The following is a 22,299-nucleotide window of genomic DNA, read 5'->3' on the forward strand; positions in this document are numbered from 1 at the left end:
GGGTTCCTCCGCGCTCGACGCTGCGACGTGCAGCCTGGTGACCCGTCGTGGTCGCTACTCGCCCGCGCTCGACGCGGCCGGGAGCCCGGTCGCCGGCGGAACCAAGACGCTGCGCTTCCGGTGGCAGCTCGAAGACTGATGGGCGGGCGTGTTCCGCACGCCTGATCCGGATACCGACATCACACTCGTTATTTCATAGGGAAAGAACCGCACATGTTCACCACCATCCTCGCCGGAGCCGCCGCTGCACCGGCCCCCGCCACGAACTTCGACATTCTGCACGCCATGAACGAAGGCGGCGTGATCGCATGGGGCACCGCGACCATCCTGACCGTCATGCTCTTCTTCTCGCTCTACATCCTGTTCACTAAGGTGTTCGAGCAGCAGAAGGTGCTGAACCAGTATAAGCGCGTCCGCGCCACCTTCTGGCAGGCTGGCAGCCTGCGCGAAGGCGCTGCGAAGCTCGAAAAGAATTCGGCCTATCGTCAGATCGTCGATGACGCTCTGCTCGCGCAGGACCAGTACAAGGAACTGACCGATCCGATCGAAGCGCATGACTGGCTGCATGGCTCGCTCAAGCGTTCGGAAGACGCGATCAACTCGCAGCTCAGCAGCGGTCTCGCCTTCCTCGCGACCGTCGGTTCGACCGCGCCGTTCATCGGTCTGTTCGGTACCGTCGTCGGCATCTTCCGCGCGCTGATCAAGATCGGTGCGGCGGGTGACGCGTCGATCGGCACCGTCGCCGGCCCGGTCGGTGAAGCACTGATCATGACCGCGCTCGGCCTGGTCGTGGCGGTTCCGGCGGTGCTTGCCTACAACTGGCTGCAGGCCCGCAACAAGGCGATTGCCGAACAGCTCGGTGCGTTCTCGAACGACGTGCTTGGCAACCTGGCATCGGACGGCCGCGTCCGTCCGGCCGTGAAGGGTGCGAAGGCTGCGCCGAAGGCGCCGCCGGTCACCACCACCGCCAAGGCCTGAAGCTTCGACTGATTGACCGTGCGGTGGCGGGCAGCCGCGCCGCACGGTCACCCGCCGGACCATCTGGGTCCGGGGACAGGATGCGAAAGATAGGATTGCGCCAATGGCGATGAGTGTAGGCGGCGATGGCGCCGAAGAAAAACCGATGTCGGACATCAACACGACGCCCCTCGTGGACGTCATGCTGGTTCTGCTCATCATCTTCCTGATCGCGATTCCCGTCGCGATTCAGTCGGTCGAGCTGGAACTGCCCAAGGTGCAGTTCGAACCGACCGAAACCAAGCCGGAGAACGTGCTGCTCGCGGTGCGCGGCGATGCCAATGGCAATTGTCAGGTGTTTTGGCAGATGACGCCGATCACCAGCACTGAACTGCTCAAGCGCGCCAGCGACAATCTGCAGGCTGTGGTTGACCGGATCGGCAAGGACAATCTCAAGCCGGACGATATCCCCGAAGTGCATATCCGCGGCGACGCCAACGCGCCGTACAAGTGCATCGGTGGCGTGGTCTACACGATGCAGAATGCGGGCTTCGTTAAAGTCGGCTTCATCTCGCAGCCGCAGCTGGCCACCCAGTAAGCCCGAAAGTCAGGAGTACACGTCATGGGAATGAGCGCCGGTAAGTCAGATGGCGAGCCGATGATGGAGATGAACACGACGCCGTTGATCGACGTCATGCTCGTGCTCCTCATCATGCTGATCGTCACGATCCCGCCTCAGTCGCACGCGGTGAAGGTCGACCTTCCGCAGAACACGGATCAGCCGCCGCAGAACCCGGTCGAGCCGCAGAAGAACAAGGTCACGATCGAGCCCGACGGCCGCGTCTATTGGAACGGCAGCGAGATCGATCTGGTGACGCTGCGCCAGTATCTCGACCAGAGCGTTCAGATCACGCCGGAGCCGGAGCTTCACTTCCAGCCCAACCCCCAGGCGCGCTACGAGCGCGTTGACGAGGTCCTGGCCGTGATCAAGCGGTCGGCGGTCACGAAGCTCGGCTTCGTCGGCAATGAGCAGTACCGCAACGAGTTCTGATCGCTTCCGCGACTGGACGAACATCAAAGGGCGGCCTTCGGGTCGCCCTTTTTTGTTGCGCGATCAAGTGGCTGGCACCCGCGCTAACGATTGCAATCAACGCATTTGCTCCAATGAAACATTAGTGACACCTTTGTGTCATCGAAATGTAATATTGGAGAGAGTGCAATGCAGAAGATCCTCGCGTCGATTGTCTTGGCTGCGCCGCTGGCGATGGCTCCGGCGGTGCAGGCCCAGTCCGTTGAACAACCCAACGCGCATCTCGCGATCGCAGCGGGCGATTATGATCTGGCCGAGCGTCAGCTGATCGCCGAACAGCGTATCTTTCCCGCCCGCCCCGAAGTGATGCTCAACCTTGCCGCCGTCTATGCCCGCACCGGCCGGGTGGCAGAGGCGCGCGCGCTCTATCACCGCGTCCTCGCGCTCAAGCCGGTGACGATGGATGTCGCCGACGGTCAGGTCGCCGCCTCGCACACCGTCGCGCAACGCGGCATCCGCCTGCTCGATGCAGGGCAGATGGCCGGTCGGTAACGGCGCACCGCAATTTCAGTTCATTCCCCTCCCTGAAAGGGAGGGGCTAGCGGAAGGTGCAGCGGTGGGCGGGGCTCGATGCCCCGCCCGTCGCTTCTTTCCAGCGGGTGAAAGTCCTTGAAGCGCGCAGACGCGCCCCCTCCCGCGGCCCCTCCCGTTCCGTGAGGGGGGCGTAATCGCTGCCAGCAACCCCTTACAGCCGCGGCAGCGTCACGCCGCGCTGGCCCATATACTTCCCGGCGCGGTCGGCATAGCTGGTCTCGCACGGCTCGTTCCCCTTGAGGAACAGGAACTGGCACGCGCCCTCATTGGCATAGATTTTCGCGGGCAGCGGCGTGGTGTTCGAAAACTCCAGCGTGACATGCCCCTCCCATTCGGGCTCCAGCGGGGTCACATTCACGATGATCCCGCACCGCGCGTAGGTCGATTTACCCAGGCAGATCACCAGCACGTCGCGCGGCACCCGGAAATACTCGACCGTGCGCGCCAGCGCGAAGCTGTTGGGCGGGATGATGCAGACATCGGTCTGGCGATCGACGAAGCTGGTCGCCGCGAAATCCTTCGGATCCACCACCGCGCTGTCGATATTGGTAAAGATCTTGAACTCGTCCGCCACCCGCGCGTCATAGCCATAGGAGGACAGACCATAGGAGATACACCCCTCCCGCCGCTGCGCCTCGACAAACGGCTCGATCATGCCGTGCTTCTGTGCCTGTTCGCGAATCCAGATGTCGGAGAGGATGCTCATACGGTTGGTCTAGGCGAGCAAGCGGCGCAGCGGCAAGCTCATCCGATCCCCAAATCCCCCGGCCCGAAGGCGTGCGGCAACAACGCGCTCAGCCGATGCGTCTCATACGCCTCACCCTCGGCCCCGGCGCAGAACACGGCGAGGTCGCGCCCGCCCAACTGCGCCGCCTCGTTCAGCACTTGGCGGCACCGGCCGCACGGGCGGATCGGGTCACTCCCATGCGCCACCCCGTCGGTCATCATGCCCCCGATGATCCCGACCGCGACGACATCGCGCAGCCGTCCTTCGGCATTCGCGCGCGCCGTCGCCACCGTCTCGGCGCACAGCGACAGGCCGTAGCTCGCATTCTCGAAGTTGCAGCCGGTGACGATGCTGCCATCGGTCATCAGCAGCGCCGCGCCGACCGCAAAGTTCGAATAGGGCGCGTGCGCGTTGCGCGCGGCCTCCCGCGCGGCGGCGATCAGGGCGGGGGCGTCGATGTCACTCATGGGGCGATCACGTTCCAGTTTACGGGGCGCTCGGCCCCTTCGATGCGGCGAATTGTGCTGGCCTGCCACAGCCGCCACGGGCGGGCCGAATAGGCCGGCGGAAAGAACATGCCGGTGCTCCACAGCGGCCGGTCGATCGCGCCGCTCACCTGATACTGCGCCTCGAAGTCCGGGCTGATGCGCAGGATCACCGGCTTGCCGCTATGCGTCTCGATCGTCGCGGCGAGCTGGCGCAGCTCGACCAGCAGCACATCGCGCTCGGGCCGGGCGGGGCAGTCGTCGCGGAACGACAGGTCGATTGCGACCGGCAGCGCATCGGCGTCGCGCGGCACCGTCGCGGTGAAATTGCCCGCCTGGTCGCTCGCCAGCTGGCACAGCGAAAAGGCGTGCAGCGCCCCGCGCCGGATCCCCGCCTCGTAAATCCCCGCCCAGTTTTCCGCGAACAGCGCGTCGCGCACATCGGCGCCCACGGTCGCGCGAGCGTAGGCGAAGTCGAGATTGCTGCTGCGCGCGGTGAACCAGTCGATCTTCCCCGCCTCGTCCGACACGTCGATGCCCTGCTGCGCATAATCGCTGCGCGCGGGTGCCCAGGCGATCGCCCACATCCATGCGCACACGCCGACCAGCGCCAGCGCGAGGATGATCCCGGCGGAGATGCGCAGCGTCTTCATGCCTTGATGTGCAGCACGCAGATCAGGGTGAACAGCCGTCGCGCGGTGGCGTGATCGACCGCGATCTTGCCGTCGAGCCGCTCCATCAACAGCCGCGCCGCATCGTCATGGATGCCGCGCCGCGCCATGTCGATCGTCTCGATCTGCGCCGGAGTCGCGCTGCGGATCGCCTGGAAGTAACTGTCACAGATCGCGAAATAGTCGCGGATCGGGCGGCGGAATGCGGCGAGGCTCAGGATCAGCGTCTCCAGCGCGCTGTCATCCGCGCGCTTGATGTCGAGCTGCAGCCGCCCCTCCGGCACCGACAGCGCGATGCGGTACGGCCCGGCATAGCCATCGGGATAGGCACGCTGCGGTGCGAAGCTGTTCTCCTCGATCAGATCGAAGATCGCGATGCGCCGTTCCTGCTCGATATCCGCCGAGCGCCACAGGATCGTGCGCTCGTCCAGCGTGACGTCGATGATCCGCGGGTCGGCCATGGTCCCGCCACTTACGGGGCGCGACCCGGTTTCGTCCACAGGATAAACAGGCCGTGGCGGGTTGAGCGATCGCGGCGGGAGTGGGAAAGGGGATGGATGGCTACGATCGCAACGCTCACCCCCGCCCCGGCGGATGCCGCCCCGCGCCTGCCCCAGAATGTGGAGGCGGAGGCGGCGTTGCTCGGCGCGATGATGATCGACAACCGCCTGGCCGACGACATCGTCGAAGTGCTGCAGGACCAGCATTTCTTCGAGCCCGTTCACGGGCGCATCTTCCGCGCGATCAAAACGCTGCGCAAACAGGACATGCTGGCGACCCCGGTGACGCTCAAGCCCCTGTTCGAAAAGGACGAGGGGATGGCCCAGCTGGGCGGCCCCGGCTACCTCGCCCAGCTCACCGGATCGGGCGCAGGCCTGATCGGCGCGCGGCAATTCGCGCGCCAGATCTACGACCTCGCCCTGCTGCGGGAGCTGGTGACGGTCGGCCGCAACATGGTGGAAAAGGCGCTCGACACCAGCGAGGACGTCAACCCGCGCGAACAGATCGACCGCGCCGAAGAGGCATTGTTCAAGGTCGCCGCCGATGGCGGCACCGCCAACACCGTCAAGTCGTTCAACGAAGCGACCAAGATCGCGCTCGAAAACGCCAAGCGCGCCCAGAGCGCAGGCGGCGGCGTCGCGGGCGTCACCACCGGATTCGATTCGGTCAATGGCCGCATCGGCGGTCTGCACCACAGCGATCTCATCATCCTTGCCGGCCGCCCCGGCATGGGCAAGACCTCGCTCGCCACCAACATCGCCTACAACGCCGCGCGGCGGATGATGGACGATATCCGCCTCGGCATCAGCCCCAAGGAATCGATCGGCGCCAAGGTCGCGTTCTTCAGCCTCGAAATGTCGGCGGATCAGCTCGCGCTGCGTATCCTGTCGGAAAGCTCGCGCATCGCGTCCGAAGCGCTGCGCATGGGCAATATCAGCAAGGCGGAGTTCGCCCAGCTGGCGCAGGCCGCCGCGGACCTCGAACAGCTCCCGCTCTATATCGACGACACCGCCGGCCTGACGATCAGCGCGCTGCACAGCCGCGTGCGCCGCCTCCAGTCCAAGCATGACGGCGAACTCGGCCTCGTCATCGTCGACTATCTCCAGCTGCTCCAGGGCAGCGGCAACAATCGCGACGGCAACCGCGTCCAGGAAATCTCGGAAATCAGCCGCGGCTTGAAGACGCTGGCAAAGGACATCAACGTCCCCGTGATCGCCCTGTCGCAGCTGAGCCGCGCGGTCGAGAGCCGTGAGGACAAGCGCCCGATGCTGTCGGACCTGCGCGAATCGGGCTCGATCGAGCAGGACGCCGACATGGTCTGGTTCGTGTTCCGCGAGGATTATTACGTCGCCGCCCGCGAACCCAAGCGCCCGCGCGAAGGCGACGATCCCAAGACGTTCGAGGATCACGCCAAATGGGCGCTCGAAATGGAGCGCGTCTTCGGCCTCGCCGAACTGATCATCGCCAAGCAGCGCCACGGCGCGACCGGCAAGGTGCTGCTGAGCTTCGAATCGAGCTTCACGCGCTTCAGCGATTACGCCGGCAACATGGTCGCCGAGCCGTACGAGTAACCCAAGTCCCCCTCCCGCTCGCGGGAGGGGCTAGGGGAGGGGCGGTCCTCCCGGAGTGCAGCCTGAGCTGACCGGCCCTGCCCCGGCCCCTCCCGCAAGCGGGAGGGGAGTTTATTGTCGGCTCGATTGCTTCAAAACACCGGCAGATCCGGGTCGCCATCCGCCACCGGCGTGTGGATCCCGCACTCGGTCTTGTCCCAGCCAGCCCAGCGCCCCGATCGCGGGTCTTCGCCGGGCTTCACCTTGCTGGTGCACGGCGCGCAGCCGATCGACAGGTATCCCTGCGCCTCCAGCGGATGGCGCGGCAGGTCGTGGGTCGCAAAATAGGCTTCGATATCCGCCTTGGTCCAGTCGGCGAGGGGATTGACCTTCAGCTTGCCCGCGCTGTCCACCTCGAACCGGGGAAGGGCGTTGCGCGTGCTTGCCTGAAACGCCTTGCGCCCCGTGATGCTCGCGTCGAAGCCCGCCATCGCCGCGTCGAGCGGGAGTATCTTACGGATCTCGCAGCAGCCATCGGGATCGTACGACCAGCGCAACCCGCTGCCGTCCTTCTTCGCCAGCAGTTCGGGGTCGGGCGTCAGCACGCGTAGCCCGGTCAGCCCCAGCCGTTCGGCCAGCGTGTCACGATAGGCGAGCGTCTCGGGGAAATGCTTGCCCGTATCGAGGAACAGCACCGGGACCGACGGATCGATCGACGCCACCAGATGCAACAGCGCCGCGCTCTCCGCGCCGAACGACGAGACCAGAGCGACATCGCCGACCATCGCTTCGGTCAATACGGTGCGCAGCATCTCCTCCGTCGGCACGCCGCGGAACAGGTTGTTCAGCCGGATCGCATCGCGCTCACCAAAGCGTGGCGTCAGGTCGATCCGGTCGATCTTGCGGGCAGCCACGTCAGCCATGCCGCCGTTTCCAGACGGGCACTGCCCCGTCCGCCGCGCTCTGATAGACCGCGTCATAGCGCGCCAGGCTCGCCGCGAGCACCGCTTCGTCGACCGGAGCTTCGGGCGCAAAACTGTCAAAGCCGCAGCGGCGCATCAGCGGGATCTGGTCGACCAGCACATCGCCCTGCGCGCGCAATTCGCCGGTATAGCCCGCCTCGCGCAGGATACGGCCCGCGGAGTAGCCGCGCCCGTCGCGGAACTTGGGAAAGCTCACCTCGACCAGCGATAGCCGATCCAGATGCGGGATCAACGCGCGCGCATCGTCGCTCGATTCGAGCCGGACGGCAGTGGCGTTGGACTGGCCGAGGAACGCGTCGAGCGTGACAGCGGGTTCGTCATGCGCCGCGTCGTCGCGGAAGCGGAGTGCATCAACCATAGATCGCCTCCTTGAACGGGGCCATGCCGATGCGGCGATAGGTATCGAGGAAGCGTTCGCCCTCCGCGCGCTCGCGCAGATAGACGTCGGTCGCGCGTTCGACCGCGTCGACCACGCCATCCTCGCTGAAGCCCGGGCCGGTGATCTGGCCGAGCGACACGTCCTCCGCCCCCGATCCCCCGAGCGAGAGCTGGTAGTTTTCGACGCCCTTCTTGTCGACGCCCAGGATGCCGATATGCCCGGCATGATGGTGGCCGCAGGCGTTGATGCAGCCGCTGATCTTCAGCTTCAATTCGCCCAGCTCGCGCTGCCGCCCGAGATCCGAAAAGCGCGTCGCGATCTTCTGCGCCACCGGAATCGACCGGGCGTTGGCAAGGCTGCAATAATCGAGGCCGGGGCAGGCGATGATGTCGCTGATCAGGTCGAGATTGGCATCGGCCAGCTCGGCTTCGACAAGGCGTTGCCACACCGCATACAGGTCCGCCTTGCGGACATGCGGCAGCACGATGTTCTGCGCATGGGTGACGCGCAGCTCGTCAAAGCTGTAGCGCTCGGCCAGGTCCGCCATCGCGTCGATCTGCGCCGATGACGCGTCGCCGGGAATGCCGCCGACCGGCTTCAGGCTGATGTTGACGATCGCATAGCCCGGCGCCTTGTGCGCGGCGACTTGTCTGTCGAGCCAGACCGCGAAGTCGGGATCGCTGCGGTCGAGATCGTCGCTCTGGCCGCTCTCGAACGCCGGGTCGGCGAAGTGCGCCGCGATCCGGTCGAACTCGGCCTTGGGCGGGTCGATCCCCAGCTTCTTGACCGCGACGAACTCGTCCTCGACCTGTGCGCGATAGCTGTCGGCGCCGATCTCATGGACCAGGATCTTGATCCGCGCCTTGTACATATTGTCGCGGCGGCCATAGCGATTGTACACGCGCAGGCACGCCTCGATATAACTCAGCAGGTCTTCGAGCGGCACGAAGTCCTTGATCAGTGGCGCAATCATCGGGGTGCGCCCCATGCCGCCGCCGACATAGACCGCCGCGCCATGCACGCCGTCGCGCTCGACGATCTGGATGCCGATATCGTGCAGCCGCATCGCCGCGCGATCCTCATCCGCCGCGATCACCGCGATCTTGAACTTGCGCGGCAGATAGCTGAATTCGGGGTGGAAGGTGCTCCACTGGCGCAGCAATTCGGCCCAGGGGCGCGGGTCGGTCAGCTCGTCCGCCGCCGCCCCGGCCCATTGGTCGCTGCTGATGTTGCGGATGCAATTGCCGCTGGTCTGAATCGCATGCATCTCGACCGTCGCCAGCTCGGCAAGGATGTCGGGCGCGTCCTCCAGCTTGATCCAGTTATACTGGATGTTCTGGCGCGTGGTGAAATGGCCGTAATCGCGGTCGTATTTGCGCGCGATATGCGCCAGCATCCGCATCTGGCGGCTGTCCAGCGTGCCATAGGGTACCGCGACGCGCAGCATATAGGCGTGCAGCTGCAGATACAGGCCGTTCATCAACCGGAGCGGCTTGAACTGGTCCTCGGTGATCTGCCCCGCAAGGCGGCGGTTCACCTGATCGCGAAACTCCTCGACGCGCGCTGCGACGATCGAGTGGTCATATTCGTCATATTTGTACATCGGATTACTCCGTCGCCCCGGCGAAGGCCGGGGCCGCTCCGTGGTGGCGCGAAACATGGCGGCCCCGGCCTGCGCCGGGGCGACGATGGCAACTCATATCACCCAGCTGCCGGCATTGGGATCGGCGGGTTTGAGCGTCAGGTCCGGGCGCACGGTCGGGCCGAGCGCGCGGATGCGGTCCTTGATATGCGCCGGGCGGGGGCCGTCGGGCGTCGCGGTCGCGTCGATGACATAGGGGCCGTTGACGCGGCGCGCGCCTTCCTCGGCCTGCGCGATCGCCTCGCCCTGATCGGCCACGTCCGCCGCATCCTCGACATGGCGCGACCAGCCGCTGCCGGTCCACCAGGTCACGTCGCCGGTCGCCAGATCATTTCCGGTCAGTAATTTCATGCCAGCGCCTCCGCCGCTTTCGCCCAGCTGGCGAGCTTGTCCTGCGCATCCGACAGCGCGACCACTTCGCCGACCACAATGATCGCCGGGCTTTGCACCTTCTCACGCTCGACCATCGGGCCAAGATCGGCGAGCAGGGTGCGGATCGCGCGGCTGCCCGGCAGCGTCGCGCGCTCCAGCACCGCGACCGGCATGTCCGGGGCGACGCCATCGCCCATCAGCTTCTCCGCAATGTCGGGGCAGGTCGCGACGCCCATATAGATGACCAACGTGCGGCCCTTGCCCGCAAGGCCGGACCAGTCCTGATCCTTCAGCCCCTTGCACTGGCCAGCGACAAAGCTGACCGCGCTCGACCAGTCGCGATGCGTCAGCGGCAGCATCGCCTCGGCCGCGCCGCCCAGCGCCGCGCTGACGCCCGGAATGACCTCGACCGGCAGGCCGGCGGCACGCACCGCCTCGACCTCTTCGCCGCCCCGGCCAAAGATGAACGGGTCGCCGCCCTTCAGCCGCACGACGATCGCGCCGGTCTTCACATGCGCGATGATCAGGGCGTTGATGCCATCCTGTGGCACGGTGTGCTTGGAGCGCTTCTTGGCGACGCAGATGCGGTGCGCGTGCGGAGCGAGGTCGAGCGCGCGTGGATCGACCAGCCCGTCATGGACCAGCACATCGGCGGACTTGAGCGCTTCGACCGCGCGGACGGTCAGCAGGCCCGGATCGCCGGGGCCAGCGCCGACCAGAATCACGCGGCCACGCGCGGTGGGATCGAGCAGGGAAACCATGCCACCCAAATGGATGCCGGGCGGAGAAGCCACAACCGAGGGTTGCTTGGGGACCGACTAGCGAATCTATGCCTTGCTCAGTTCGCGGGCGCGTTGGGCGAGCTTCAGCGCCTCGTCGATCAGCGCCGCCGTGAACGCGACATCGCCATGCCCGACCGCGATGGTCAGGCAGTTGCGGGCTTCCTGAGCCAGGCGCTGGGCACGGGGCGGGGCGGGTGAGTCAAGAACGATCGGTTTCACGGCGCGCTCAATACACCGGCGCTGCGCCTGTTCCGCAACTCGTCGCATCCACCTGAAAAAAATGTGTGATTTTCCAACTCAACGGGCCGGACTCAGCCCTCGCGCAGCCCGATCCCGATCGACACGCGCGCCTGTTCCGCTTCCGACGACACCACCGGATAGGCGCAATAATCGGCGGCGTAGAAGGCGCTCGGACGATGATTGCCCGACCAGCCGATGCCGCCGAACGGTGCCGACGAACTGGCGCCGTTGGTCGGCTTGTTCCAGTTGACGATCCCCGCGCGGATATTGGCCCAGAACTGATCGTACAGCTGGGGGTCCTGGCTCACCAAGCTCGCCGACAGGCCGTAACGGGTGTTGTTCGCCTCGGCGATCGCCTCTTCGAACGTCTTGACCCGGATAACCTGCAGAATCGGGCCGAACAGCTCGACATCGGGCTTTTCCTTCGCCCCGGTCATGTCGATCATCGCCGGGGTGACGAACGGCCGACCCTCGATCGGTCGCTCCATATGCCGCAGCGGCTTGCCGCCCATGAAGGTCAGCTCGAGGAAGCTTTCGGTCAGCAAATCGGCGGTGTCATTGTCGATCACCGGTCCCATGAACGGCGCCGGGTCGGCATGCGGCTCGCCGATGATCAGCCGCCCGATCAACCGGTTGACCTCACCCACCAGCGGATCGAACAATTTCTCGTCGACGATCAGGCGGCGCGCGGCGGTGCAGCGCTGCCCCGCGCTGGTGAACGCCGACTGCACCACCAGCACCGCGGCGGAGTAAATGTCGGGCGTGTCCCACACCAGGATCGGGTTGTTGCCGCCCATCTCCAGCGCCAGGATCTTCTCGGGCTTGCTCGCAAAGGCGCGGTTGAGCGCGATGCCGGTACGGGCCGAGCCGGTGAACAACAGCCCGTCAATGCCGTCATGGCTGGCCAGCGCCTTGCCCTCGTCGGGCCCGCCGATCAGCAGGCGGATACACCCCTCGGGCACCCCGGCCGCATGGAAGCATTCGACCAGGAACGCGCCGGTCGCCGGGGTCTTTTCCGACGGCTTGAACACCACCGCATTGCCCGCCAGCAGCGCCGGGACGATATGGCCGTTGGGCAGATGCGCCGGGAAGTTGTACGGCCCCAGCACCGCCAGCACGCCATGCGGCTTGTGCCGCAGCGCGAGCCGCGTGTTCATCGCCGCATCGATCCGCCGCTGTCCGGTGCGCTCGGAAAAGGCAGCGATCGAGATATCGACCTTGGCGATCACCGTCTCGACCTCGGTCCGCGCCTCCCAGAGCGGCTTGCCGGTCTCGCGCGCGATCAGGTCGGTAAAGGCGTCGCTCTTCTGCCGCACGACATTGGCGAAGCGGCGCAGCGCCTCGATGCGAAAGGCAAGCGGACGCGCGGCCCATTCGGCCCAGCTCGCGCGGGCCTTGGCTACCTCTCCATCGACATCGCCGCTCATGCGGCGCCAAAGGACGGCGCCGGTGGCGGGTTCGGTCGAAATGATTTCCGTACCGGGCATTGGTCTTTCTGTCTGTGGCCCTGAAGATGGGCTGTTCTCTAGCAGCTATTAAGCGTGATGCCACCTCACCCGTGACGTTCGCCGGCATACAGCGCCGCGCCCATCGCGCGAATCGCCGCCACTTTGGCGTGAAACGGCCCCCAATCGTCGTCACGGTCGATCGCGGCCCAGATTTCCTCGACTTCGTCGATCAGCATCGCACAGGGAGCGCCCGCGAAATAGGGATGGTCCTGCCCGCCCGGAACCGGCGCATAGGGCTTCAGTGCCGCGCGCACCGCATCCCACTGCCCGCCATAGCGCTCGGGCAGGGTGCCGCCAAAGCCATCGAAGAAGAACCGGTCGATCGACTCCCCGGTCGCCATCAGCGCCCGCTCGACCGCGTCCTTGAGCGTCCAGCCCAGCTCGGTCGCGTCCGCTCCGTCCGGCGCAACGATCCCCAGCCGCCGCTGCAACAACGGGGCATAGGCGGCGCGAAACTGCGCCTCGAACCGCTCCAGCTGCGCGATCAATGGCGGCGCCTCGCTGAGGATCCGCAGCGATACCGCCAGCTGCGCGACATCCCACAGGATCGCGTCGGGCTGGCGGCCAAAGGCATACAGCCCCGCATGGTCGAAATAGGCGGCGGTAAAGCCCGGATCGAATGTCGCCGCGAACCGCCACGGCCCGTAATCGAAGCTCTCGCCCGTCACATTGATATTGTCGGTGTTCAGCACCCCATGCACGAACCCGGCGACCATATAGCTCGCCGCCAGCCGCGCGGTGCGATCGACCGCAAGCCCCAGCAGCTGCGCGACCGGATCCGCGTCCGCCGCCACGCCGAACAATTCGGCCAGGCACCAGTCGACCAGCCGCCGCATAGTCTCGGCATCGCCATGATAGGCGAGCCGCTGGAACGTCCCGATGCGGATCTGCCCATGGCTCATCCGCACCAGCACGGCGGAGCGAGTGGGGGAGGGCTCGTCATTGCGCTCCAGCGCCTCGCCCGTTTCGATCAGCGAGAAGCTGCGCGAGGTGTTCACCCCCAGCGCCTGCAGCATCTCGGTCGCCAGCACCTCGCGCACGCCGCCCTTCAGCGTCAGCCGCCCGTCGCCGAACCGGCTCCACGGCGTCTGGCCCGAACCCTTGGTACCCAGCTCCATCAGCGCGCCGTCCGCCGCGCGCCGCATCTGGGCAAAGGTGAACCCGCGCCCGTCGCCCAGCTCGGGATTGTACACCCGGAACTGGTGGCCATGATACCGCATCGCCAGCGGCCGGGGTAAATTGCCCGACAACGGTGCGAACCGCCCGAAATGGTTCAGCCACTGATCGTCGGACAGCGCGTCCAGCCCCACCTCCGCCGCCGCACGATCGTTGCGGAAGCGCAGGATGGTCTGCGGAAAGTTTGCCGCTTCCACCGGATCGTAGAATGAATCGCCCAGCTTCAGCACGGCAGGATCGGGGGTGTATTCGGGCGCTTGCGGGAAATCTGCCATGCGGCGATATGGGGGGCGATGGCGACCGCGCGCAACCTGCCCAAATATTCCGATGGCTATTGGTGGTCCGGCGACGGACTGCGGCTGCATTATCGCGACTATCCCGGCCGCGCCGACCGCCCGCCCTTGGTCTGCATCCCCGGCTTGACCCGCAACGCGCGCGATTATGAAAAGCTGGCCGAGCGGCTGGCGGGCGAATGGCGCGTGATCGCGGTCGAACTGCGCGGGCGCGGCGAGAGCGGCTATGCCAAGGATCCGATGAGCTATGTCCCGCTCACCTATCTTCAGGATCTGGAGGCGCTCGTCGCACAGCTGAAACTCGACCGGTTCGTCGCGGTCGGCACCTCACTGGGCGGAATCCTGACCATGCTGATGGCCTCGACTCACCCCGAGCGGATCGCGGGCGCGGTGCTCAACGATGTCGGGCCGGAGATCGATCCGGCGGGCCTCGGGCGCATCCGCGGCTATGTCGGCAAGCCGAGCTGGCACCCGACCTGGATGCATGCCGCCCGCGCGGTGGCGGAGGCGAATGCGCATGTGTACCCCAATTGGGGCATCACCGAGTGGCTCGACATGGCCAAGCGCACGCACCGCCTGACCAGCGCGGGCCGGATCGTGCTCGACTATGACATGAAGATCGCCGAACCCTTCCGCGTCCCCGGCAACGAAGCCGGCCCCGACATGTGGCGCGCGTTTGAGGGATTGAAGGACAAACCCTTGCTGATCGTCCGCGGCGGCACCTCCGACATCCTCCCCGCCGCCGTGGCGGATCGCATGCACGCCCAGGTCGCAGGCAGCGAATTGGTGACCATCCCCGACACCGGCCACACCCCAACCCTGACCGAACCCGATGCGGAAGCCGCAATCGACCGGTTGCTGGCGCGGGTGACTTAAAATCCTCCCCCGCCAGGGGGAGGATTAAGCAGACCCTCACCCAACCCTCTCCCGCTAGCGGGAGAGGGCTAAGAAGGCAGCCAAATCCCTTCCAATGTTGGATTTATTCTGATCTACCCTTGGGGTGAGCAGCATCCTACTCCCCCTCCCGCAAATCACCCCGCCTGACACGGTCGCGCGCCCGTCGCTTGGCAGTCGCGCAGGTGTCGCGTTCCGGGCCTGCCACTGTTGTCATCTTGTCGCGCGCGCGTCGCGCAACCGTCGCCCACCTGTCGCGCCCCAGTCCAAAACCCGTCGCGTCGCAGTCCCGTCGCAGTCGCGTCACCCCAAAACCCCCGCATTTACGTCAGCTTCGTCGGACACCCCGGTTGACACCGCCCGGGAAATCAGGACTGCAAAGCGCCGATGATGCTCAACATCCTGCACCTCCACTCCAGCTTCGACCTGGGCGGCAAGGAAGCCCGCGCCGTCCGCCTGATGAACGCATTCGGCGACCGGGCGAAGCATGTCATCGTCTCCGGGGTCGAGGGGGCCTATGGTGCCCGCGACGCGATTGCGAAGGGTATTCGCTACGAGATCGCGCAGAACCCGCCGCCGCTGACCGGCAAGCCCTCAGTGGCTCGCTATGAGGCGATTGCCAAGTTCATGGCGCGCTTCGATCTCGTCCTCACCTACAATTGGGGCGCGATCGATGGGGTGATGGCGCGGCGGGTGTTCGGCAAGAACATGCCCCCGGTGATCCACCACGAAGACGGCTTCAACTCGGACGAGGCGCTCCGCCTCAACCGCGTCCGCAACATGTATCGCCGCATCGCGCTCACCGCGGCGCATGGCCTGGTCGTCCCGTCGCACCAGCTGGAGAGCATAGCCTACCATATCTGGAAGCAGCCCAAGGCGCGCCTCCACCGCATCTCGAACGGCATCGACGTCGCCGCCTATGGCCGCAAGCCCGATCCCAAGGCGATCCCCGGCTTCAAGCGCCTGCCCGGTCATGTCGTGGTCGGCACGCTCGCCGGGCTGCGGCCGGTCAAGGATATCCCGATGCTGGTCCGCGCGGTCGGCGGCATGAAGACCAAGGCGCAGCTGGTGATCGTCGGCGAAGGCCCGGACCGCGAAGCGATCGAGGATACGATCGCCAACATGGGCATGGAAAAACAGGTGCTGCTCGCCGGCTTCCTGCCCGATCCGCACAAGTACATGGGCCTGTTCGACATCTTCGCGCTGTCGTCGAAGAGCGAGCAACAGCCGATCGCGGTGATGGAGGCGATGGCGGCGGGCCTTCCGATCGCATCGACCCCGGTCGGCGACGTCGCCAAGATGGTCCACCCCGACAATGTCTCGACGATCAGCAAGGACTGGAACCCCGTCCATCTGCGCGACCGGATCGAGGTGCTCGCCGCCCATCCCGATGCGCGGCGGACGGTGGGCAAGGCGAACCAGCTGCGCGCCCGTGCGTTGTTCGACGAACAGGCGATGATCGCGTCCTATGCAAAGCTCTATTCAGAAGCGGTAGGTCGCCCCGGCGCGCTGGGGTGATTCCCCTCGCCAAAATCAAGGATCGCGGCTAGGGTCGCGCGAAATTTTCTGGAGGATGTCGTTGTTCAAGGGTTTGAAGCCGATCGTCTATAACGGCCATGAAGTCTGGCCGCTGATAGAGGGCGGCAAGGGTGTCGCGGCGACCAACCACGCTTCGGCAGGGGCCTGGGCCGCAGCCGGCGGCATCGGCACGGTCAGCGCGGTCAACGCCGACAGCTATGACGCCGATGGCAAGATCATCCCCCAGATCTACAAGGCGCTGACCCGCCGCGAACGCCATGAAGAGCTGATCGCCTACGCGATCGAAGGCGCGGTGCAGCAGGTTAAGCGCGCGTTCGAAATCTCGGGCGGCAAGGGCGCGATCAACATCAACGTGCTGTGGGAAATGGGCGGCGCCCAGCGCATCCTGCACGGCGTGCTGGAGCGGACCCGCGGCATGGTCGCCGGCGTCACCTGTGGTGCTGGCATGCCCTACAAGCTGTCGGAGATCACCGCCTCCTACGGCGTCAACTATCTCCCCATCGTCAGCTCCGGCCGCGCCTTCCGCGCGCTGTGGAAGCGCGCCTATTCCAAGGCGAGCGAATGGCTGGCGGCGGTGGTGTATGAGGATCCCTGGCTTGCTGGCGGGCATAACGGCCTGTCCAACGCCGAAGACCCGCGCGCCCCGCAAAATCCCTATCCGCGCGTCAAGGAACTGCGCGACGTGATGCGCGAAGGCGGCATTTCGGACGATGTGCCGATCGTGATGGCCGGCGGCGTCTGGTATCTGCGGGACTGGTCCGACTGGATCGACAATCCCGAACTCGGCGCCATCGCCTTCCAGTTCGGCACCCGTCCGCTGCTGACGCAGGAAAGCCCGATCCCCGAAGGGTGGAAGGCCAAGCTGATGGAGATCGAGGAGGGCGACGTGCTCCTCCACCGCTTCTCCCCGACCGGCTTCTATTCCTCGGCCGTCCGCAACCCGTTCCTGCGCAATCTCGAAGCGCGCTCGGAACGCCAGATCCCCTATTCAACCGAGCAGGCGGGCGACCACACCTTCCAGCTTGACGCCGGGGTGAAGGGCCGGAATTTCTGGGTCACCCGCAACGACCTGCTGCGCGCGCGCGAATGGGTTGGCCTGGGCTTTACCGATGCGCTCAAGACGCCGGACAACACGCTGATCTTCGTCGACCCGGTCGAAAAGCAGGCGATCCGCAAGGATCAGGCCGATTGCATGGGCTGCCTCAGCCAGTGCAGCTTCTCGAGCTGGGCGGACAGCGAAACCAACTCGACCGGCCGCCTCGCCGACCCGCGCAGCTTCTGCATCCAGAAGACGCTGCAGGACATCGCGCATGGCGGCCCGACCGACCAGAATCTGATGTTCGCCGGTCACGCCGCCTACAACTTCAAGCGCGACCCCTTCTATTCCAACGGCTTCGTGCCGACGGTGAAGCAGCTGGTCGATCGCATCCTGACCGGCGACTGAGCTGTGCGGGCGCTCGTCATCCGGCACAAGCCCTATGAAGGGCTGGCCGGGTTTGCGGCACCAATTGCTGCGGCGGGCTATGCCATCGACACAGTGGATGTCGATGGCCCGGCTTTTGCCTCGCTGGATTTCGTGGCGCCGGACTTGCTGGTGGTGATGGGCGGGCCGATGGGCGTCTACGAGCGCGACGCCCATCCGTGGATCAAGGGTGAGGTCGACCGGCTCGCGGACCGCCTCGCCGCGAACAAGCCGACGCTCGGCGTGTGTCTCGGCGCGCAGCTGATCGCTGCGGCGCTGGGGGCGCAGGTGTTCGCCGGGCCGGTCAAGGAAGTCGGCTTCGCCCCGGTCGACCTGAACGACGCCGGGACAGGATCGCCGCTCCACCATCTGGATGGCGTGCCGGTGATGCACTGGCATGGCGATACGTTCGACCTGCCCGATGGCACCGAATTGCTCGCGTCGACCGCGGCCTATCGCAACCAGGCGTTCCGCTGCGGCACGCAGCTTCTGGCGCTGCAGTTTCATCCCGAAATCGGGGACGATGCGCAGTTCGCAGAGTGGCTCAACGGATCGGACGAGTATGTGGCGCAAGCCGGACTGACCATCGCCGAGCTGCGCGACCAGCATGATCGACTCGGCCCCGCAGCCGCTGCCGCGGGGCGGGCGATGCTCAGCGAGTGGCTCGCCGGGCTTTAGCCGATCTGCCGCTTGATCGCGCTGTCGGTATTCTTGCCGTAAGGCGGCTTGAGCCCGCCGAGCTTGGCGACATCGAGCTTCGACTGTTTGAACACCGACTTGGCATGGCTGAAGGTGCGGAAGCCCGGCTCGCCATGATAGGCGCCCATGCCCGACGGCCCGATCCCGCCGAACGGCAGCTCCTCCATCGAGACATGGAAGATCGTGTCGTCCAGGCTGACGCCGCCGGAGATCGTCCGGTCGAGCACCCGGCGTCGCTCGTCCTCGTCCGTCCCGAAATAATAAAGCGCCAGCGGACGATCGCGCCGATTCACCTCGGCAATCGCCCCGTCGATGCTGTCATACTTCCGCACCGGCAGGATCGGTCCGAAAATCTCTTCCTGCATCACGATCATGTCGTCGGTCGGGTTGCGCACGATATGCAGCGGCAGCTTGCGGCTGTTGGACGCGGCGAAATCTTCGTTCGCCGGGTTGACCTCGATCACCTCCGCCCCCTTGTCGCGCGCATCGGCAATGGCGGCGGTCAGGCGGGCATAGTGCCGGTCGTTGACGACCGACGTATAGTCGGGGTTGGACAGCAAGGTCGGGTACATCGCCGACGCTGCCGCGACGATGCCGTCGACCGCCGCCGCCTCCTGCTCCGCCGCGACCATCAGATAGTCGGGCGCGATGCAGATCTGCCCGGCGTTGAGCATCTTGCCCATCGCCACCCGCTCGCTCGCCTGCGCCAGATTGGCCGAACGCCCCAGGATCGCGGGCGACTTGCCGCCCAACTCCAGCGTCACCGGCGTCAGATTATCCGCGGCGGCGTGGAGGATGTGGCGGCCAACACCCGTCGCGCCGGTAAACAGCAGATGGTCGAAGGGCAGGGACGCGAACGCCTTGCCGACCTCCGGCCCGCCGCTGACGAACGCCAGTTCGGTCGGGTCGAAGTATGTGGGCGCCAGTTCCTCGAACAAAGCGGCAGTGACCGGGGTAAATTCGCTCGTCTTGACCATCGCGCGGTTACCGGCGGCGAACACGCCGGCGAGCGGGCTCATCACCAGATTGACCGGGAAATTCCACGGCGAGATGATCCCGACCACGCCCTTGGGCTGATATTCGACCCACGCCTTTGCACCGAGCAGGCCGAGCGGGAACATCACCGGCTTCTTCTCGCGCCGCGCCCAGCGGTCGAGCGACTTGCGCGCATGGTCGAGCGGGGAGACCGAAGCCGCGATGTCGGTGATCATCGATTGCTGGCGGCTGCGATGGCCGAAATCCTCGCTCAGCGCGTTGCAGAAGCGGGCGGCATTGTCGCGGATCATCGCCGCAGCGCGCTTGAGGCGGTCCTTGCGCACATCCAGCCCGACCGGCAGCTCCGCCATGAACGCTGCCCGCTGGGCATACAGAATCTCGCGCATCGTCACACTCCAACCGAATAGAGCCACGCCGGGAATGCGGCGATGGCAAGCAATGTGCCGAGTGGAAGCCGACTCGTCATCCCGATTTCGCGTCCCGACAGCTTCATCGCCGAGGCGACGGCCAGGCCGGTGACGCTCGCGCCCAGCAGCACGGGGGCGAGCATCGATGCGCCGAGCCACAGGCCGATCGCCCCGAACAGCTTGGGATCGCCCCCGCCCAGCCCTTCCCGCTTGCGCACGTGGCGATAGGTGAACGCGACCAGGTAGAGGAGGCCGAAGCCGATCAGTCCGCCCAGGATGCGGTCGATCCATCCGGGTTCGAAGAAGAGTCCGTCCACTACGCCGGCGAGGGCGAGTGCACCGGTCAGCACATTGGGCAGCCAGAAGGCGGCAAGATCCAGCGCAGCCAGTGCCAGCAGCAGCCAGCCGAACACCGCGCCTGCGACGCCTTCCCATCCCGGTGCAACCAGCCCCGCGGCGACGCCGATGGCAAGGCCCGCAGCTTCAGTCGCCGGGTGAGCAAGGTGGATGGCGTTCCCGCACGCTTGGCACCGCCCGCGCTGCAGCACGAAGCTGACCAGCGGGATCAATTCATGCGCCGCCAGCCCCTTGCCGCAGCCGTCACATGCCGACCGTCCCTGCAATGCGCTGCGCCCCTGCGGCCAGCGGATCGCGACCGTGGCGATGAAGCTGCCGAACACCGCACCGAGGATGCCGAGCAGGATCGGCCAATAGGGCTCAGGCATGGAGGTTCCTCATGCGCGTCACCCCGGACTTGTTCCGGGGTCCACTCCTCGCCCAATCCCAAGCATCTCGGCACATGCGGAAACGATTCGGCAAATCCCTCATCTCTCGCGCCTGTTGTGAAGTGGACCCCGGAACAAGTCCGGGGTGACAAACGCGCTCAGCCATCGACGGCCTTCTTGCGGATCAGATAGCGATAAACCCCGAAGATATTGATCCCGAACAGCACCGCATTTTGCGACAACAGCGCTTCCTCGCCCTGGATCAACGCCCCGCTGATCCACGCGATGCTCGACGCGACGAACAGCGCAAAGCCCCATCCGGTCACGCGGCGGCCATTGTCGAGGCTGACCATGAACGCGGCGATGATGCCGCTGATCGAGGCGAACCATTTGAGGATGTCGAGCAGTTCCATCGTCGCTCCCTTTTGCATTTGCCGGGGCGCAAGCCTAGATCGCCCGCAACGCAAACTCCCGGAGAGGCCAACATGTCCACCGATCCCGTCGTCATCGTCTCTTATGCCCGCACGCCGATGGGCAGCATGCAGGGCGCGCTGGCCGATGTGACCGCGACCGAGCTGGGCGCGACCGCGGTCGGCGCAGCGGTCGAGCGCGCTGGCCTGAAGGGGGAGGCGATCGAGCGCATCTATATGGGCTGCGTGCTTCCGGCAGGGCTGGGTCAGGCCCCAGCGCGCCAGGCGGCGATCCGCGCGGGCCTGCCGCAGCATATCGAGGCGACGACCGTCAACAAGATGTGCGGATCGGGCATGCAGGCGGCGATCATGGCGTCGGACGCGCTGGCGGCGGGATCGGCCGACCTGATCATCGCGGGCGGGCTGGAGAGCATGACCAACGCGCCGTATCTGTCGCTCAAGCACCGCAACGGCGCGCGGATCGGCCATGACCGGCTGTTCGACCACATGTTCCTCGACGGGCTTGAGGATGCCTATGAACCCGGTCGCGCGATGGGCACCTATGCCGAGGAGATCGCGACCGAGTATCAGTTCACGCGTGAGGCGCAGGACGACTATGCCATCGCCAGCCTGACCCGCGCGCAGGCGGCGCAGCGGTCGGGCGGCTTTGACCGGGAGATCGTGCCCGTCGAGGTGAAGACCCGCAAGGGCGTGGTCACCGTCGCGCAGGATGAACAGCCGGCCAAGGGCGATCCCGCCAAGATTCCGACGCTCAAGCCCGCCTTTGCCAAGGACGGCACGGTGACCGCCGCGAATGCCTCGTCCATCTCGGACGGCGCCGCGGCACTCGTGATGACGCGCGCGTCGGTGGCGGAGCGGCTGGGCCTGACCCCGGTCGCGCGGCTGGTGGCGCATGCCGGTCACGCCCATGCCCCGGCCCGCTTCACCACCGCGCCGGTCTTCGCGATGCAGAAGGCGCTGGCCAAGGCGGGCTGGGGCGTCGGCGATGTCGACCTGTTCGAGGTGAATGAGGCATTCGCGGTGGTCGCGATGATCGCGATGCGCGACCTTTCGATCCCGCACGACGTGCTCAACATCAATGGCGGCGCGTGCGCGATGGGGCACCCGATCGGTGCGAGCGGCGCACGGATCATGGCGACGCTGATCGCCGCGCTGCAGAATAACGGGCAGAAGCGCGGGCTGGCATCGTTGTGCATCGGCGGCGGTGAGGCGACGGCGGTCGCGCTGGAACTGATCGACTGATCTGGCGAGGGTGC

The 22,299-nt window shown here is 66.1% G+C and carries 25 protein-coding genes; 10 read left to right on the top strand and 15 right to left on the bottom strand.

Annotation, left to right across the window (positions count from 1 at the left end; genetic code table 11):
- Positions 1-213: 213 nt before the first annotated feature.
- The 4 genes from AX681_RS10300 (at position 214) to AX681_RS10315 (ending at position 2,539) form a co-directional block, all read left to right on the top strand.
- Positions 214-978: a MotA/TolQ/ExbB proton channel family protein gene (locus tag AX681_RS10300; RefSeq protein WP_066655580.1), complete on the top strand. Its 765-nt coding sequence runs from the start codon at positions 214-216 to the stop codon at positions 976-978.
- A gap of 103 nt (positions 979-1,081) precedes the next feature.
- Positions 1,082-1,555, top strand: a complete 474-nt coding sequence (locus AX681_RS10305) for an ExbD/TolR family protein (RefSeq protein ID WP_066655583.1) — start codon at positions 1,082-1,084, stop codon at positions 1,553-1,555.
- A 24-nt stretch (positions 1,556-1,579) separates the two neighbouring features.
- Positions 1,580-2,008, top strand: a complete 429-nt coding sequence (locus tag AX681_RS10310) for an ExbD/TolR family protein (RefSeq protein ID WP_066655584.1) — start codon at positions 1,580-1,582, stop codon at positions 2,006-2,008.
- Positions 2,009-2,176: 168 nt separating this feature from the next.
- The gene (locus AX681_RS10315; protein WP_231733617.1) at positions 2,177-2,539 is read left to right on the top strand and encodes a tetratricopeptide repeat protein; all 363 of its coding nucleotides are present in this window, start codon (positions 2,177-2,179) and stop codon (positions 2,537-2,539) included.
- A gap of 193 nt (positions 2,540-2,732) precedes the next feature.
- On the opposite strand, the gene dcd is transcribed toward AX681_RS10315, so the two are convergent.
- From dcd to AX681_RS10335, 4 genes are read right to left on the bottom strand one after another with little or no spacing between them, the layout of a single operon-like run.
- Entirely contained in the window at positions 2,733-3,287 is a 555-nt protein-coding gene (dcd, locus tag AX681_RS10320) for a dCTP deaminase (protein WP_066655586.1), read from the bottom strand.
- A gap of 38 nt (positions 3,288-3,325) precedes the next feature.
- Positions 3,326-3,775 (bottom strand): cytidine deaminase, encoded by a 450-nt coding sequence (locus tag AX681_RS10325; RefSeq protein WP_066655588.1) that lies wholly within the window; start codon positions 3,773-3,775, stop codon positions 3,326-3,328.
- Entirely contained in the window at positions 3,772-4,446 is a 675-nt protein-coding gene (locus tag AX681_RS10330) for a GH25 family lysozyme (protein ID WP_066655589.1), read from the bottom strand. Before AX681_RS10330 ends, AX681_RS10325 begins: the two co-directional genes overlap by 4 nt.
- On the bottom strand, positions 4,443-4,925 hold the full coding sequence (locus tag AX681_RS10335) for a UPF0262 family protein (protein ID WP_066655590.1): 483 nt from the start codon (positions 4,923-4,925) through the stop codon (positions 4,443-4,445). Before AX681_RS10335 ends, AX681_RS10330 begins: the two co-directional genes overlap by 4 nt.
- 96 nt (positions 4,926-5,021) lie before the next feature.
- Between AX681_RS10335 and AX681_RS10340 the strand changes: the two genes are divergently transcribed.
- Positions 5,022-6,536: a replicative DNA helicase gene (locus tag AX681_RS10340; RefSeq protein ID WP_082737767.1), complete on the top strand. Its 1,515-nt coding sequence runs from the start codon at positions 5,022-5,024 to the stop codon at positions 6,534-6,536.
- Positions 6,537-6,667: 131 nt separating this feature from the next.
- On the opposite strand, the gene AX681_RS10345 is transcribed toward AX681_RS10340, so the two are convergent.
- From AX681_RS10345 to AX681_RS10375, 8 genes are all read right to left on the bottom strand, one after another.
- Positions 6,668-7,438, bottom strand: a complete 771-nt coding sequence (locus AX681_RS10345; RefSeq protein ID WP_066655591.1) for a phosphoadenylyl-sulfate reductase — start codon at positions 7,436-7,438, stop codon at positions 6,668-6,670.
- On the bottom strand, positions 7,431-7,856 hold the full coding sequence (locus AX681_RS10350) for a DUF934 domain-containing protein (protein ID WP_066655592.1): 426 nt from the start codon (positions 7,854-7,856) through the stop codon (positions 7,431-7,433). The genes AX681_RS10345 and AX681_RS10350 overlap by 8 nt, the downstream gene beginning before the upstream one ends.
- Positions 7,849-9,480: a nitrite/sulfite reductase gene (locus AX681_RS10355; protein ID WP_066655593.1), complete on the bottom strand. Its 1,632-nt coding sequence runs from the start codon at positions 9,478-9,480 to the stop codon at positions 7,849-7,851. The genes AX681_RS10350 and AX681_RS10355 overlap by 8 nt, the downstream gene beginning before the upstream one ends.
- Positions 9,481-9,573: 93 nt before the next feature.
- Positions 9,574-9,870, bottom strand: a complete 297-nt coding sequence (locus AX681_RS10360; RefSeq protein ID WP_066655596.1) for a DUF2849 domain-containing protein — start codon at positions 9,868-9,870, stop codon at positions 9,574-9,576.
- Positions 9,867-10,652 carry a uroporphyrinogen-III C-methyltransferase gene (gene cobA, locus AX681_RS10365; RefSeq protein ID WP_066655598.1) on the bottom strand — a complete coding sequence of 262 codons (786 nt, stop codon included), beginning with the start codon at positions 10,650-10,652 and terminating at the stop codon, positions 9,867-9,869. The genes AX681_RS10360 and cobA overlap by 4 nt, the downstream gene beginning before the upstream one ends.
- A gap of 66 nt (positions 10,653-10,718) precedes the next feature.
- The gene (locus AX681_RS21950) at positions 10,719-10,892 is read right to left on the bottom strand and encodes a hypothetical protein (RefSeq protein WP_156442509.1); all 174 of its coding nucleotides are present in this window, start codon (positions 10,890-10,892) and stop codon (positions 10,719-10,721) included.
- Positions 10,893-10,984: 92 nt separating this feature from the next.
- Positions 10,985-12,400, bottom strand: coding sequence for a succinylglutamate-semialdehyde dehydrogenase (gene astD, locus AX681_RS10370; RefSeq protein ID WP_066655600.1), 1,416 nt, complete (start codon positions 12,398-12,400; stop codon positions 10,985-10,987).
- Positions 12,401-12,465: 65 nt separating this feature from the next.
- The gene (locus AX681_RS10375) at positions 12,466-13,872 is read right to left on the bottom strand and encodes a protein adenylyltransferase SelO family protein (protein ID WP_066655602.1); all 1,407 of its coding nucleotides are present in this window, start codon (positions 13,870-13,872) and stop codon (positions 12,466-12,468) included.
- Between the two features lie 36 nt (positions 13,873-13,908).
- Here AX681_RS10375 and AX681_RS10380 point away from each other — a divergent pair, with 36 nt between their 5' ends.
- The 4 genes from AX681_RS10380 (at position 13,909) to AX681_RS10395 (ending at position 18,463) form a co-directional block, all read left to right on the top strand.
- The gene (locus AX681_RS10380; RefSeq protein WP_156442519.1) at positions 13,909-14,766 is read left to right on the top strand and encodes an alpha/beta fold hydrolase; all 858 of its coding nucleotides are present in this window, start codon (positions 13,909-13,911) and stop codon (positions 14,764-14,766) included.
- 405 nt (positions 14,767-15,171) lie between these two features.
- Positions 15,172-16,302: a glycosyltransferase gene (locus AX681_RS10385; RefSeq protein WP_066655607.1), complete on the top strand. Its 1,131-nt coding sequence runs from the start codon at positions 15,172-15,174 to the stop codon at positions 16,300-16,302.
- Positions 16,303-16,363: 61 nt separating this feature from the next.
- Complete coding sequence (locus AX681_RS10390; protein ID WP_066655740.1) at positions 16,364-17,767, top strand: NAD(P)H-dependent flavin oxidoreductase; 1,404 nt, start codon at positions 16,364-16,366, stop codon at positions 17,765-17,767.
- A 3-nt stretch (positions 17,768-17,770) separates the two neighbouring features.
- Entirely contained in the window at positions 17,771-18,463 is a 693-nt protein-coding gene (locus tag AX681_RS10395; protein WP_066655610.1) for a glutamine amidotransferase, read from the top strand.
- Here AX681_RS10395 and AX681_RS10400 read toward each other — a convergent pair.
- The 3 genes from AX681_RS10400 to AX681_RS10410 all read right to left on the bottom strand — a co-directional run bounded on the left by AX681_RS10400 (position 18,460) and on the right by AX681_RS10410 (position 21,025).
- Positions 18,460-19,866 carry a coniferyl aldehyde dehydrogenase gene (locus tag AX681_RS10400; RefSeq protein WP_197421774.1) on the bottom strand — a complete coding sequence of 469 codons (1,407 nt, stop codon included), beginning with the start codon at positions 19,864-19,866 and terminating at the stop codon, positions 18,460-18,462. The two genes, AX681_RS10395 and AX681_RS10400, sit on opposite strands and share 4 nt — an antisense overlap.
- Positions 19,867-19,868: 2 nt before the next feature.
- Complete coding sequence (locus tag AX681_RS10405) at positions 19,869-20,612, bottom strand: prepilin peptidase (RefSeq protein ID WP_066655616.1); 744 nt, start codon at positions 20,610-20,612, stop codon at positions 19,869-19,871.
- A gap of 158 nt (positions 20,613-20,770) precedes the next feature.
- Positions 20,771-21,025 (bottom strand): hypothetical protein, encoded by a 255-nt coding sequence (locus AX681_RS10410; RefSeq protein ID WP_231733619.1) that lies wholly within the window; start codon positions 21,023-21,025, stop codon positions 20,771-20,773.
- A 72-nt stretch (positions 21,026-21,097) separates the two neighbouring features.
- On the opposite strand from AX681_RS10410, the gene AX681_RS10415 reads away from it, so the two are divergent.
- The gene (locus tag AX681_RS10415) at positions 21,098-22,285 is read left to right on the top strand and encodes an acetyl-CoA C-acyltransferase (RefSeq protein WP_066655618.1); all 1,188 of its coding nucleotides are present in this window, start codon (positions 21,098-21,100) and stop codon (positions 22,283-22,285) included.
- Positions 22,286-22,299: the final 14 nt, after the last annotated feature.

Origin of the sequence: Sphingomonas sp. CCH9-E2 (assembly GCF_001557215.1) — a bacterium.
Lineage (GTDB): Bacteria > Pseudomonadota > Alphaproteobacteria > Sphingomonadales > Sphingomonadaceae > Sphingomonas.

Excerpts from the sequence above, each read along its gene's own strand:
- AX681_RS10410 (WP_231733619.1), bottom strand. The coding sequence starts at position 21,025 with ATGGAACTGCTCGACATCCTCAAATGGTTCGCCTCGATCAGCGGCATC.
- AX681_RS10335 (WP_066655590.1), bottom strand. The coding sequence starts at position 4,925 with ATGGCCGACCCGCGGATCATCGACGTCACGCTGGACGAGCGCACGATC.
- AX681_RS10330 (WP_066655589.1), bottom strand. The coding sequence starts at position 4,446 with ATGAAGACGCTGCGCATCTCCGCCGGGATCATCCTCGCGCTGGCGCTG.
- AX681_RS10405 (WP_066655616.1), bottom strand. The coding sequence starts at position 20,612 with ATGCCTGAGCCCTATTGGCCGATCCTGCTCGGCATCCTCGGTGCGGTG.
- AX681_RS10310 (WP_066655584.1), top strand. The coding sequence starts at position 1,580 with ATGGGAATGAGCGCCGGTAAGTCAGATGGCGAGCCGATGATGGAGATG.
- AX681_RS10415 (WP_066655618.1), top strand. The coding sequence starts at position 21,098 with ATGTCCACCGATCCCGTCGTCATCGTCTCTTATGCCCGCACGCCGATG.
- AX681_RS10385 (WP_066655607.1), top strand. The coding sequence starts at position 15,172 with ATGATGCTCAACATCCTGCACCTCCACTCCAGCTTCGACCTGGGCGGC.
- AX681_RS10345 (WP_066655591.1), bottom strand. The coding sequence starts at position 7,438 with ATGGCTGACGTGGCTGCCCGCAAGATCGACCGGATCGACCTGACGCCA.
- AX681_RS10375 (WP_066655602.1), bottom strand. The coding sequence starts at position 13,872 with ATGGCAGATTTCCCGCAAGCGCCCGAATACACCCCCGATCCTGCCGTG.
- astD (WP_066655600.1), bottom strand. The coding sequence starts at position 12,400 with ATGCCCGGTACGGAAATCATTTCGACCGAACCCGCCACCGGCGCCGTC.
- AX681_RS10350 (WP_066655592.1), bottom strand. The coding sequence starts at position 7,856 with ATGGTTGATGCACTCCGCTTCCGCGACGACGCGGCGCATGACGAACCC.
- AX681_RS10300 (WP_066655580.1), top strand. The coding sequence starts at position 214 with ATGTTCACCACCATCCTCGCCGGAGCCGCCGCTGCACCGGCCCCCGCC.
- AX681_RS10400 (WP_197421774.1), bottom strand. The coding sequence starts at position 19,866 with ATGCGCGAGATTCTGTATGCCCAGCGGGCAGCGTTCATGGCGGAGCTG.
- dcd (WP_066655586.1), bottom strand. The coding sequence starts at position 3,287 with ATGAGCATCCTCTCCGACATCTGGATTCGCGAACAGGCACAGAAGCAC.
- cobA (WP_066655598.1), bottom strand. The coding sequence starts at position 10,652 with ATGGTTTCCCTGCTCGATCCCACCGCGCGTGGCCGCGTGATTCTGGTC.
- AX681_RS10360 (WP_066655596.1), bottom strand. The coding sequence starts at position 9,870 with ATGAAATTACTGACCGGAAATGATCTGGCGACCGGCGACGTGACCTGG.
- AX681_RS10355 (WP_066655593.1), bottom strand. The coding sequence starts at position 9,480 with ATGTACAAATATGACGAATATGACCACTCGATCGTCGCAGCGCGCGTC.
- AX681_RS10340 (WP_082737767.1), top strand. The coding sequence starts at position 5,022 with ATGGCTACGATCGCAACGCTCACCCCCGCCCCGGCGGATGCCGCCCCG.
- AX681_RS10315 (WP_231733617.1), top strand. The coding sequence starts at position 2,177 with ATGCAGAAGATCCTCGCGTCGATTGTCTTGGCTGCGCCGCTGGCGATG.
- AX681_RS10305 (WP_066655583.1), top strand. The coding sequence starts at position 1,082 with ATGGCGATGAGTGTAGGCGGCGATGGCGCCGAAGAAAAACCGATGTCG.
- AX681_RS10325 (WP_066655588.1), bottom strand. The coding sequence starts at position 3,775 with ATGAGTGACATCGACGCCCCCGCCCTGATCGCCGCCGCGCGGGAGGCC.